11 protein-coding genes are annotated in these 12,368 nt (G+C 70.9%); 8 read left to right on the top strand and 3 right to left on the bottom strand.

Going from position 1 to position 12,368, the window contains the following annotated elements; translation table 11 throughout:
* Positions 1-121: 121 nt before the first annotated feature.
* Genes AB0M30_RS45190 through AB0M30_RS45200 form a run of 3 tightly spaced genes read right to left on the bottom strand, consistent with a single transcriptional unit; the run spans position 122 to position 2,234 of the window.
* Complete coding sequence (locus AB0M30_RS45190) at positions 122-505, bottom strand: RidA family protein (protein ID WP_103338667.1); 384 nt, start codon at positions 503-505, stop codon at positions 122-124.
* Positions 505-1,263 (bottom strand): IclR family transcriptional regulator, encoded by a 759-nt coding sequence (locus tag AB0M30_RS45195; RefSeq protein ID WP_364598156.1) that lies wholly within the window; start codon positions 1,261-1,263, stop codon positions 505-507. Before AB0M30_RS45195 ends, AB0M30_RS45190 begins: the two co-directional genes overlap by 1 nt.
* Complete coding sequence (locus tag AB0M30_RS45200; RefSeq protein ID WP_364598159.1) at positions 1,260-2,234, bottom strand: sugar kinase; 975 nt, start codon at positions 2,232-2,234, stop codon at positions 1,260-1,262. The genes AB0M30_RS45195 and AB0M30_RS45200 overlap by 4 nt, the downstream gene beginning before the upstream one ends.
* 129 nt (positions 2,235-2,363) lie before the next feature.
* Here AB0M30_RS45200 and AB0M30_RS45205 point away from each other — a divergent pair, with 129 nt between their 5' ends.
* The 8 genes from AB0M30_RS45205 (at position 2,364) to AB0M30_RS45240 (ending at position 12,319) form a co-directional block, all read left to right on the top strand.
* Entirely contained in the window at positions 2,364-3,662 is a 1,299-nt protein-coding gene (locus AB0M30_RS45205) for an amino acid deaminase (protein WP_364598162.1), read from the top strand.
* Positions 3,662-5,257 (top strand): D-aminoacylase, encoded by a 1,596-nt coding sequence (locus AB0M30_RS45210; protein WP_364598165.1) that lies wholly within the window; start codon positions 3,662-3,664, stop codon positions 5,255-5,257. The genes AB0M30_RS45205 and AB0M30_RS45210 overlap by 1 nt, the downstream gene beginning before the upstream one ends.
* Positions 5,254-6,642, top strand: a complete 1,389-nt coding sequence (locus tag AB0M30_RS45215; RefSeq protein WP_364598168.1) for a gluconate:H+ symporter — start codon at positions 5,254-5,256, stop codon at positions 6,640-6,642. The genes AB0M30_RS45210 and AB0M30_RS45215 overlap by 4 nt, the downstream gene beginning before the upstream one ends.
* 48 nt (positions 6,643-6,690) lie before the next feature.
* Entirely contained in the window at positions 6,691-7,818 is a 1,128-nt protein-coding gene (locus AB0M30_RS45220) for a lactonase family protein (RefSeq protein WP_364598171.1), read from the top strand.
* Between the two features lie 71 nt (positions 7,819-7,889).
* Positions 7,890-9,164 carry an extracellular solute-binding protein gene (locus AB0M30_RS45225; protein ID WP_364598174.1) on the top strand — a complete coding sequence of 425 codons (1,275 nt, stop codon included), beginning with the start codon at positions 7,890-7,892 and terminating at the stop codon, positions 9,162-9,164.
* A gap of 2 nt (positions 9,165-9,166) precedes the next feature.
* Entirely contained in the window at positions 9,167-10,111 is a 945-nt protein-coding gene (locus AB0M30_RS45230) for a sugar ABC transporter permease (RefSeq protein ID WP_364598177.1), read from the top strand.
* Positions 10,102-10,950 carry a carbohydrate ABC transporter permease gene (locus tag AB0M30_RS45235; protein ID WP_364598180.1) on the top strand — a complete coding sequence of 283 codons (849 nt, stop codon included), beginning with the start codon at positions 10,102-10,104 and terminating at the stop codon, positions 10,948-10,950. Before AB0M30_RS45230 ends, AB0M30_RS45235 begins: the two co-directional genes overlap by 10 nt.
* A 1-nt stretch (position 10,951) precedes the next feature.
* Complete coding sequence (locus AB0M30_RS45240) at positions 10,952-12,319, top strand: beta-N-acetylhexosaminidase (RefSeq protein ID WP_364598183.1); 1,368 nt, start codon at positions 10,952-10,954, stop codon at positions 12,317-12,319.
* The last annotated feature ends 49 nt before the right edge of the window (positions 12,320-12,368 follow it).

The following is a 12,368-nucleotide window of genomic DNA, read 5'->3' on the forward strand; positions in this document are numbered from 1 at the left end:
TCGGCACGCTCTCTTACGTCCTCTCCGCCCCCCTGGGGGGGCAGCCCGCCCTCACCGGCTACACGCGCGTCCGGGGCTGCGGGGGCGGCGGTGGGCCGGGAGCTCCCGGCCCACCACAAGCTCAGTCCAGCACGCAGAGCACGTCGATCTCGACGAGGAGCTCGCCCGGGAGACCGACGTACACCGTCGTGCGGGCGGGCTGCGGCGCGTCGCCGATCAGCTCGTCGTACACCTCGTTGAACGGCGCGAAGTGCGCGGTGTCGGTCAGGTACACCCGGACCATGATCGCGTCCGCGAGGCTCGAGCCCGCCGCCGCCAGCACGGCTTCGATGTTCTTGAACGTCTGCCGGGTCTGGCCCGCGACGTCGTCACCGACGATCTCGTTCGTGGCCGGGTCGAAGGCGACCTGGCCGGCGACCTGCAGCAGGTTCCCCTTGCGGACGGCCTGCGAGAACTTCGCCGGCGGCTTCGGCGCGTTCTCGGTGGAAACTGCCGTCTTGCTCATCAGTGCCCCTTTCCGTTCTCCGTCCATCCACTGTGGACGGAAGCTTCCTTCGTGGCGGCCCGCAGCTCGGGCACCAGCGCCAGCAGGCCGTCGTAGTCGAGCAGCACCTTCGGCACCGACATCGACGCGGCGGCCAGCACCTCGCCGCCGGTTCCCCGCACCGGCGCCGCGATGCAGTGGATGAAGTCCTCGTGTTCGGCGTTGTCGACGGCGTACCCGGCCTGCGCCACCCGCTCCAGTTCGGCCAGGTATTCCGAAGGCGTGGTGATCGTGTTCGGTGTCCGCACCGGGTACTCGATCGACCGCGCGATCTCCTCGCGCCGGGCCACCGGCATCGCCGCGACCAGCACCTTCCCCACCGCGGTGCAGTGCAGCGGCGCGCGCTTGCCGATGCGCGAGTACATCCGCACCGAGTGCCGGCCTTCGAACTTGTCGATGTAGACGACTTCGCCGTCCTCGTAGCTGGCCAGGTGCACGGTGTGCCCGGTGCGCGCGTTGAGGCCGGCGAGCGCGGGGTGGGCGCTGCGCCGGACGTCGAAGGAGTCCAGGGCCTGGTTGGCGAGGTCGAACATGGCGCTGCCCAGCCGGTAGTGGCGGGCGCCTTCGCGGCGGACGAAGTGGTGCTGCTCGAGGGTGCGCAACAGCCGCAGCACGGTCGACTTGTGCACGCCGATCTCGTCGGCGAGGTCGTCGAGGGTCCGCGCGTCCTGCGCGATCGAACCCAGCAGCGTCAACGCGCGGTCCAGACTTTGGCTCACGTGAGCACCACGCCCTCTCCGGTCAGCCGGGCCGAACGCCACTCGTCCGGGTCCGCGTGAAGGAGGGTATCCACGACGCTCCGGGGCAGCGGGACCCCGACGTCGTCGTGGGTCAGCAGGGTGACGGCGGCCTGCAGGTGGCCCTGCCGCAGCCGTTCCAGGGGCGTGGCGCCGCGCAGGGTCGCGGCCAGGAACCCGGCGGCGAACGCGTCGCCGGCGCCGACCGGCTCGACCACGTCGACCTTCAGCGCGGGCGCGAACAACGGCTCCCCCTCGACCAGCGTCGCCCCACGCTCGCCGTGCTTGACCACGAGCGTGCGCGGCCCCGGCAGCAGCGTGCGCAACTCCGCCGGGTCCCCGGTCCCCCACACCCGCTGGGCCTCGTCGTCGCCGGTCAGGACGATGTCGGCCTGCCCGGCCAGCTCGGCGAGCAGTCCCGGGTCGCGGCCGGCCCACAGCGCGGGCCGCAGGTTGACGTCGAAGGAGATCAGCCGGTCGGCCCGGGGCATCTCCAGCAGGGCGCGGACCAGCGCGAGGCAGCTGTCCGACAGCGCGGGCGTGATCCCCGACAGGTGCAGCACGCGGACGCCGTCGAGGTCGAGCCGATCCAGCAGCTCCGGGCCCATCCCGGACGCGGCCGAGCCCGTCCGGTAGTAGCGCACGGGACTGCCGCCGGCGCCGCTTTCCTTGACGTAGAGCCCGGTCGGGCGCAGCGGGTCGACGGAACAGGCGCTGACGTCGACGCCGTGGGAGGCGACCTCCCGCAGCATCGCCCGGCCGAAGGGGTCGTCGCCCACCGCGCTCACCCAGCCGCTGCGCACCCCCAGCGTCGGCAGGTTGCAGGCCACGTTCGATTCGGCGCCGCCGATGGTGCGCACCCAGTGCTTCACCTCGTCCGGCGGGCCGGGTTCGGCGGGCACGAACAACGCCATCGTCTCGCCCACGCACAGCACCTCGGGCCCGCTCGTCACTTTCCGTCTCCCTGCCCTTCACCCCGTTGACCTGTGGCGACCCGGATGCTACACCTATGGCACTCAAAATGCGCAACGTCCGTTGCAGCATACGCAACTGTAACACTCCTAACGCAGGAGTCGCCGCCGATGAATCGTTGCCTGATGGACCCCGCCGCGCTCGACGCGCTCCGCCAAGAGCGCGTCGACTGGCGCTTCCGCTCCGCCGCGCCCGCCCTGACCGGGCTCACCCTGCAAGAGGCCGCGGACCGCCGGCTGAACCTGTTCACCGACGGGTTCTTCGCCCCCTTCGTCGTCCTCGACGAAGAAGCGCTCGAACACAACCTGCGGACGATGGCCGCCTGGTGCGCCGCCCGCGGCGTGGCGCTCGCCCCGCACGGCAAGACGACCATGGCACCGCAACTGTTCGCGCGCCAGATCGAGCACGGCGCGTGGGGTGTGACCTGCGCGAACGCCGGCCACCTCCGGATCTACCGCGCCTTCGGGGTGTCGCGGATCCTGCTCGCCAACCAGCTCCTCGACCCGGCCGGCCTGCGCTGGCTGGCCGCCGAACTGGCGGCCGACCCGGGCTTCGAGTTCCTCTGCTGGGTCGACTCCGTGCGCGGCGTCGAGCTGATGACCGCGGCCCTCGAAGGCGCCGAGCGCCCGGTGGACGTCCTGGTCGAACTTGGCGCCGACGGCGGCCGCACCGGCGTCCGCGACACCGCGACCGCGCTGGCAATAGCCGAAGCTGTCCAGGCGAGCCCGGTGCTCCGCCTGCGCGGCACCGGCGGCTACGAAGGCGCACTCTCCCACGACACCGACGAAGCCGCCCTCGCCAAAATCAGCTCCTATGTGGACGGCCTGCGCGACCTGGCGATCTCCCTTTCCGACAAGGGACTCCTCGACGGGCAGATCGTCGTCACCGCCGGCGGCAGCGCCTACTTCGACCAGGTGGCGAACGAGCTCACCAAACCGTGGCCGGCCGGCCTCGACGTGCTGCCGGTGCTGCGCAGCGGCGCCTACCTCACCCACGACGACGGGTTCTACCGCCAGATCTCCCCGCTCGGCGACCACCCGCGCATCGACGGCGTCGACTCGTTCCGGCCGGCGCTGCGGGCGTGGGCACAGGTGACGTCGAAGCCGTCGGACGAGCTCGCGCTGCTCACCCTCGGCAAGCGCGACGCCTCCTTCGACGAGGGCATGCCCGAGCCGCAGCTGCGCCGCACCCCGGACGGCCCCGCCGAACCCCTCGAAGGCCACGTCGTCACGAAGCTGAACGACCAGCACGCCTTCCTCGCACTGCCGCCGGGGTCGCCGGTCGAGGTCGGCGACTGGATCGGGCTCGGCCTCTCCCACCCCTGCACGGTGTTCGACAAGTGGCCGCTGCTGCCGGTGACGGCGGCCGACGGCGAGACCGTCGTCGACTACGTCCGGACGTGGTTCTGATGGACGTCGTCTTCCGCGGCGCGCTGGTCGCCGACGGCACCGGCGACGCCATCACGCGGCACGACGTCGGGATCACCGGGGCCAAGATCGCCAGTGTCGCCGAAGCGGGGTCGCTGGCCGGGCGCCGGACCATCGACGCCGACGGGCTGGTGCTCGCGCCCGGGTTCATCGACATGCACTCGCACTCGGACCTGCAGCTGCTGGCCAACCCGGACCACCCGGCCAAGATCACCCAGGGCGTGACGACCGAGGTCCTCGGCCAGGACGGGCTGTCGTACGCGCCCGTCGACGACGTCGTGCTCGAAGCGCTGCGGCAGCAGCTCGCGGGCTGGAACGACGACCCGCCGGGGTTCGACTGGAACTGGCGCTCGGTCGGCGAGTACCTCGACCGGCTCGACCGGGGCATCGCCGTCAACGCCGCCTACCTGGTGCCGCAGGGCACGGTCCGGATGCTCGCCGTCGGCTGGGACGACCGGCCCGCCACGGACACCGAGCTGGACCGGATGAAGGAACTCGTCGCGACCGGCCTGCACGAGGGCGCGATGGGGATGTCTTCGGGCCTCACCTACACGCCGGGGATGTACGCGGAGACGAGCGAGCTGGTCGAGCTGTGCCGGGTCGTCGGCGAGCTGGGCGGGTTCTACAGCCCGCACCACCGCAGCTACGGCAAGGGCGCGCTGGAGGCGTTCGCCGAAATGATCGACGTGAGCAGGCGGTCCGGCTGCCCGCTGCACCTGGCCCACGCGACGATGAACTTCTCGGTCAACAAGGGAAAAGCCCCCGACCTGCTGAAGCTCCTCGACGACGCGCTGGACGACGGCTGCGACATCTCGCTGGACACCTACCCGTACCTGCCGGGCGCGACCTACCTCTCCGCCCTGCTGCCGAGCTGGGCCACCGAAGGCGGCCTGCCGGCCACGCTGACCCGGCTGTCCGATGTGGACGAACGGGAACGGATCCGCGCCGAGATCGAGGAGTCCGGTTCGGACGGTGCGCACGGCGTGCCGATCGACTGGGACGCCATCGAAATCAACGGTGTCCGCCACGAGCGCAACGCCCACCTCGTCGGGCACAGCGTCGCCGCGTCGGCCCGCGCACAAGGCACCGAACCGGCGAAGCTCTACTTCGACACCCTGCTCGACGAGCGGCTCGGGACGTCGTGCCTGATGCACGTCGGGCACGAGGAGAACGTCCAAGCCATCATGCGGCACTCGACGCACACCGGCGGCAGCGACGGCCTGCTCGTCGGCGCGCGGCCGCACCCGCGCGCGTGGGGCACGTTCCCCCGCTACCTCGCCCGGTACGTCCGTGAACTGGGCGTGCTGGACCTCGCCGAGTGCGTCGCCCACCTGACCGGGCGGGCCGCACGGCGGCTGCGGCTGACCGACCGCGGGCTGGTCCGCGCCGGGTACGCCGCGGACCTGGTGCTGTTCGACCCCGAAACGATCGCCGACACCGCCACCTTCGAAGACCCGCGGCAACCCGCCACGGGCCTCACCCACGTCTTCGTCAACGGCGTCGCCGCCCTCGACGACGGAAGTCCCACCGGCGCCCTCGCCGGCCACTCCCTGCGCAACCCCCGGAGAGCACGATGATCCACTGGCTGCAACACACCACCGGCGGGCTGCTCACGCTCGCCGCCGTCTCGATCGCCGTCCTGCTGGTGCTGATCATCAAGCTGAAGCTGGAACCCTTCATCGCGCTGATCGTCGTCGGCCTGCTGACGGCGCTGGCCGCGGGCCTACCGGTCGGCACCATCGTCGGGTCGGCCCAGAAGGCGTCGGACTCCCTGCTGGAAAAGGGGTTCGGCAGCATCCTCGGGCACATCACGGCGATCATCGGGCTGGGCACGATCCTCGGGTCGATCCTGGAACGCTCGGGCGGCGCGAAGGTGCTCACCGGGGCGCTGCTGCGGTCCTTCGGCGAGAAGCGGGCGCCGCTGGCCATGGGGGTCGCCGGGTTCATCTTCGGCATCCCGGTGTTCTTCGACATCGGCATCTTCGTGCTGGCCCCGCTCGTCTACGTCGCCGCGAAGCAGGGCGGCAAGTCCCTGGTGCTGTACGCGATGCCGCTGCTGGCCGGCCTGTCGATCACGCACGCCTTCCTGCCGCCGCACCCGGGCCCGGTGGCCGCGGCCGGGCTGCTGCACGTCGAGCTCGGCTGGATCATCCTGATGGGCCTGGCCTGCGGCGTCCCGGCGTTCCTCATCGGCGGCGTGCTCTACTCGACCTGGATCGGCAAGCGCATCGTGGTCGACGTGCCCGAGGACATGGTCTTCGCCGAGGAGGAGGGCGAGCGCGAGGAGAACCCGCCGTCGCTGGGGCTGGTCGCCTCGATCATCGCGGTGCCGCTGGTGCTCATCCTGGCCGGCACGTTCGGCAGCATCTGGCTGCCGAAGGGTTCGGCGCTCGCCGGCGTCGCCGCGTTCATCGGCACCCCGGCCGTCGCGCTGACCGTCGCCGTCCTGCTCGCCTCCTGGCTGCTGGGCCTGCGGCGCGGCTTCACCGGCAAGGACCTCAACGAGCTGGCCGCGAAGTCGCTGCGGCCGGTCGCGATGATCCTGCTGGTCGTCGGCGCGGGCGCGTTCTTCGGCGCGGTGCTCTCGGCGACCGGGATCGGCAAGGCCGTGGCCGACTCGCTGCACGACGCCGGGCTGCCGGTGCTGCTCGCGGCCTACGTGATCAGCTGCGGCATGCGGATCGCGCAGGGTTCGGCGACCGTCGCCATCGTGACCACGAGCGGGATCATCGCCCCGACCGTGGCCCAGCTCGGTTATTCGCAGATCCAGCTGGCGCTGCTCGTGATGGCGATTTCGGCCGGGTCGATCATCGCCTCGCACGTCAACGACGGCGGGTTCTGGATCGTTTCGCGGTACTTCAACCTCACCGTGCCGCAGACGCTCAAGTCCTGGACGGCGCTGGAAACCGTGCTTTCCCTGTCCGGTTTTGGTGCTTCGGCATTGCTCATGGCCGTGGTCTAGACCATACTGGAGCCTGTCACCGCCGAAATCCGTTGGGAGACAAAGACGATGACCGGACTTTCCCGTCGCACGTTCCTCGGCGCCGCGGCCGGCGCGGGCGCCGCCACCGTCCTCGGCACGCAGGTGGCCGGCGCGGCCACCACGGAGAAGGGCTGCTTCGCCGGCACGACCGCGTACCTCGGCAGCTACACGACCGGGGCGACCGGGCACGGCCTCGACGTCGCCACCCGTTCGGGCGCGGCACTGTCCCTGCTCCGGACGATCCCGGGGATCACCGACACGTCGTGGTTCGACCGCAGCGCCGACGGCAAGACGCTGTACGTCACCAACGAAGGCGACCCGGCCGGGTACGTGTCGGCGCTGAGCCTCGCCGACCCGGGGAAACCGAAGCTCCTCAACAAGGTTTCGTCGAAGGGCGGCGCGCCGACGCACCTGAGCGTGCACTCGAGCCAGAAGTACGTGCTGGCCGCGAACTACAGCTCGGGCAGCGTCGTCGTGCTGCCGATCCTGGCCGGTGGCAAGCTCGGCGCGGCCACGGACCTGGTGACCCACCACGCCGACTCGGGACAGGCGCACGCCCACCAGGTCGTCAACGACCCGACCGGCCGCTGGGTCCTGGCGGTCGACCTGGGCGCCGACTCGGTGTACGTCTACGGCTTCGCCGCCGGGAAGCTTTCGCTGCACCAGCAGCTGAAGCTGCCCTCCGGCGCCGGGCCGCGGCACCTCGCGTTCGACCGCACCGGGAAGTTCGCCTACATCCTGCAGGAACTGCGGGCGGAGGTGACCGTGGCGAGCTGGGACGCGGCGGCGGGGAAGCTGAAAGCGCTGTCCGTCGTCCCGGCCGTGCCCGCCGGGAGCACCGGCGACCAGTTCCCGGGCGAGATCGTCGTGTCGAACGACGGGAAGTTCGTGTACGCGACCGTCCGCGGCCCGAACACCCTGGCCACCTTCGCCGTCTCCGGCGGCGGCGCGACGCTGAAGCTGGTGTCGAGCGTGCCGACCGGCGGCAACTGGCCGCGGCACGTGGCCCTCGACCCGGCCGAAAGCTGGTTCTACGTCTCGAACCAGCGCTCCGGCACCGTCACCTGGCTGCCGCGCGACCCGGCCACCGGCCTGCCCGGCGCCGCCGCCGGCCAACTGGCCGTCGGCAGCGTCAACTCCGTCTACTTCACCTGAGTCCGTCGTGAGTGGTAAGGCGGGTTAGAACCCGCCTTACCACTCACGAGGGCACCTACGGGAGGTTCCCCATGAGACTGCTGCCGTTCGCCGCTGCCCTGGCCCTGCTGGCCGGCTGCGCGCCCACCCAGTCCGCACCCGCGGGCGGCGGCGCGGACGACAAGACCGGCACCGTCCGCGTCTGGCTGTTCGACGAGGCCAACCGCGCCCCGAAGGAGGCCGCGGTCAAGGACGCGATCACCGAGTTCAAGGCGGCCCACGCCGGCGTCGAGGTCGACGTCCAGTGGGTGCCGGTCGAGGGCCGCGCCGACAAGTTCTCCGGTGCCTTCAACGACGCGGCCAACGCCCCGGACGTCGCCGAGTTCGGCAACACCGACGTCTCGAACTACGCGGCCACCGGGGCGCTGGCCGACCTGACCGGCGACCTCGCCGCATGGCCCGAGGGCAAGGACCTCATCCCGACCGTGCTGGACACCGCGAAGTCCGGCGGCCAGACCTACGGCCTGCCCTGGTACACCGGCATCCGCGCGTTGTACTACCGCACCGACGTCTTCACCGAGCTCGGCCTGAAGCCGCCGGCGACGCTGGCCGAGCTGACCGACACCGCCCGCCGGATCCGCGCCGCCAAGCCGGACCTCTACGGCATCGCCGTCGGCGGCAAGTACACCTACGCGATGCTGCCCTTCCTCTGGGCCAACGGCGGGGAGCTGGCGCAGGACAACGGCGGCAAGTGGACGTCGACGGTCACCGGTGAGCAGGCCAAGGCCGGCGTGACGCAGTACGCGAACCTGCTCAAGGACGACATCTGCCCGCCCGCCCAGTGCGCCAACCTGACCGGCACGCAGAGCGTCACGGCGTTCGCCGGCGGCAAGGCCGGGATGACCATCGGCGGCGACTTCAACCGCAAGGCCGTCGAGCAGGGCGCGGTGAAGGGCAAGTACGCCGTCGTGCCGCTGCCGGGCCTGACTGCGGGGAGCACCGCGCCCGCGTTCGCCGGCGGCAACCTGCTGGGCGTGTTCAAGGCGAGCAAGCACCGCGGCCTGGCGCTGGAGTTCGTCGAGCTGCTCGGCGGCGCGAAGTACCAGGAGAAGATGTACACCGCGATGGGCAACCTGCCGACGCTGAGCGGGGTGCAGCAGAAGCTCGCCGCGAACGACCCGTTCCTCAAGCCGTTCGTCGACACCCTGAAGGCGGGCACGAAGTTCGTCCCGGCGACGCCGGCGTGGTCGAAGATCGACAGCCAGAACGTGCTGCCGACGGCCGTGCAGCAGATCGCGACCGGCGGGAAGGACCCGTCGGCGGCCCTGGCGGACGCGGCCGCGGCGATGAACAAGGCCTTCGGCTAGTGGTGACGGTCCAGGAAGCCCCTTCCGTCACGGCCCCCGCGCGGCGGCCGAGGCGGAAGGGGGACGGCCGGGCCGCCGCGCTCTACCTCGCCCCGGCGGGCGTCCTGCTCGCCGCGCTGCTGGCCTACCCGATCTACCAGCTGGTCCTGATCTCCTTCTACGACTACGGCCAGCCGCAGGCCGCGGGCAACGCACCGCTGGTGTTCCTCGGCTTCGCGAACTACGCCGACCTGCTGTCCCAGGCGCAGTTCTGGACCGTGCTCGGCAACACGGTCGGGTTCGCCGCGGCCTGCGTCGCCGGTTCACTCGTCGTCGGCACCGGGCTCGCGGTGCTGGCTTCGCGGGTGCGCTCGCTGCCCCGGACGCTGCTGTTCCTGGCCGCGCTGGGCGCGTGGTCGACGCCGGCGATCGCGGGCTCCTACGTCTGGCTGTTCCTCTTCGACACCGACTTCGGCCTGGTCAACGAGGTGCTGTCGGGCCTCGGGCTGCCGTTCGAGCACCACTCCTGGACCTTCGGCACGCTCGGCGCCTTCGGGCTGGTCGTGGCCGAGGTGATCTGGTGCTCGTTCCCGTTCGTGCTGGTCACGATGTACGCCGGGATCAAGGGCGTGCCGGACGAGGTCCTCGAAGCCGCGTCGCTCGACGGCGCGTCGGCGTGGCGCACGACGTGGACGATCGTGCTGCCGATGGTGCGGCCACTACTGATGATCGCCACCGTCCAGTCGATCATCTGGGACTTCAAGGTGTTCACCCAGATCTACGTGATGACCAACGGCGGCGGCGTGGCCGGGCGCAACCTGGTCCTCAACGTCTACGCCTACCAGCAGGCCTTCGCCGGGCAGGAATACGGCCTCGGCTCGGCGATCGGAGTCGTCATGACGCTGTTGCTGCTGTCGGTCACCGGGCTGTACGTCCGGACGCAGCGCCGGAGCGCGGCATGGCTGTGAAACGTCCCGGGCGCTTGATCGCCGAAGTCGTCACGGTCGTGATCGCGGGGATCGTCGCGTTCCCGCTGTACTGGATGGTGCTGTCGGCGGTGAAGCCGCCCGGCGAGATCCAGTCGGCGAACCCGAAGCCCTGGACGTTCAGCCCGTCGTTCGACAGCTTCTCGCGCGTCCTCACGGTTTCGGGCTTCGGACGGTTCTTCGTGAACAGCTTGGTGGTGGCGCTGGTCGTCGTCGCGCTGTCGCTGCTGCTGTCGTTCCTTTCGGCGGTGGCTCTGACGCGGTTTTCGTTCAAGGGCCGGACCGTGCTGCTGGTGATGACGCTGGTCGCCCAGATGGTGCCGGTGGAGGCGCTGACCATCCCGCTGTTCTTCCTGATGCGGTCCCTCGGCGCGGCGGTGCCGGCTTTCGGGTTGAACGAGCTGGGTTCGCTGGTGCTGGTGCACCTGGCGTTCAGCCTGCCGTTCGCGATCTGGATGCTGCGCGGGTTCGTCGCCGCCGTGCCGATCGAACTCGAGGAGGCCGCCAAGCTCGACGGCGCGTCGCGGATGCGGTTCACCTGGCAGATCCTGTTCCCGCTGGTGGCGCCCGGGCTGGTCGCGGTCAGCGTGCTCGCGTTCATCCACGCGTGGAACGACTTCCTGTTCGCCAAGACGTTCATCGTCTCCAAGACCGAGAACCAGACGCTGCCGCAGGCGATCCTGGTGTTCTTCAAACCGGAGGACACCGATTGGGGCGCGGTGATGGCGTCGTCGACGCTGATGACGATCCCGGTGCTGGTGTTCTTCGTCCTCGTCCAACGACGGCTGGTGTCCGGCATGGCCGGCGCCGTGAAGGGCTGACATGGCTTTCGACACCCTGCTCCCCCGCCCGGTTTCGGTGACGCCCATGCCGGGTTCGTGCCCATGGCCGTCCACTGTGGAGATTCGGTCGGCGTCCTTGCCGCCGGAGGGTTACCGGCTCACGATTTCCCCCTCCGGTGTGGTTCTGGAGGCGGCCGATTCCGCCGGGGAGTGCCACGGCCGGGAGACGTTGCGGCAGCTGGCGGGGCCGGGCGCGTTCCGGGTGGCCGGGTTCGCGCCTTCGTCGCTGCCGTGCGGCGTGGTCGAGGACCACCCGCGATTCGGGTGGCGCGGCTGCTTGCTGGACGTCGCCCGGCACTTCCGGACCAAGGCCGAGGTGCTCCGGTTCGTCGACCTGCTGGCCGCGCACAAGCTGAACGTGCTGAACCTGCACCTCACCGACGACCAGGGCTGGCGCTTCGAGGTCCCGGCGTTCCCCCGGCTGACGTCGGTGGGCGGCTGGCGGCCGTCGTCCATGGTGGGCAGCGGAGGTGTCCAGGACGGCCGTCCGCACGGCGGGTTCCACACGAGCGACGACCTGCGCGAGATCGTCGCCTACGCCGCTTCGCGGGCCATCACGGTGGTGCCGGAGATCGACATCCCCGGCCACGCGCGGGCGGCGCTGGCGGCCTACCCCGCGCTCGGGACTTCGTCGTCCTACGAAGTCTGGACCGCTTGGGGCATCAGCACTTCACTGCTGTCGCCGGTGGAGTCCACTTTGGATTTCTTCCGGCAGGTGTTCGACCACCTGCTGGAGATTTTCCCGTCCCCGGTGATCGCCCTGGGCGGCGACGAGACGCCGGGCGCGACCGACGAGCACCGCGCGTTCGTCCGGCAGCTGGCCGAGCACCTGGTGGCCCGCGGCCGCACCCCGATGGGCTGGGACGAGGTCCTCGACACCGACGGCCTCCCGCCGATGGTGATCGCGGCCTGGCGCAACGAGGACGCGGGCCTGCGGGCGGCTTCGGTGGGACACGACGTGGTGATGTGCCCGGAGCAGCACGTGTACCTGGACCACCGGCAGTCCGGTCATCCCGACGAGCCGATCCCGGTCGGGGAGGTGCACACGCTGGAGGACGTCTACGCGTACGAGCCCGCGTTGAGCGGCCCGCGGCTGCGCGGGGTGCAGGCGCAGGTGTGGAGCGAACACCTGGACAGCGTCCGGCGGGTGGACTACATGGCGTTCCCGCGGTTGTCGGCGTTCGCGGAGGTGGCTTGGAGTTCCGGGCCACGGGACTACGCGGAGTTCCTGCCGCGGCTGCGTGACCACCACCTGGCCCGGTTGGACGCGCTCGGCGTGGAGTACCGGCCGCTGGACGGGCCGCACCCCTGGCAGCTGCGGCCGGGGGTGCCGGGCCGGCCGCGGTGACCTCCGGAGCACCGGCCGCGAGAGACAATTTTCGTTCCGCACGCACGTG

Source organism: Amycolatopsis sp. NPDC051716, assembly GCF_040681595.1.
Taxonomy (GTDB): domain Bacteria; phylum Actinomycetota; class Actinomycetes; order Mycobacteriales; family Pseudonocardiaceae; genus Amycolatopsis.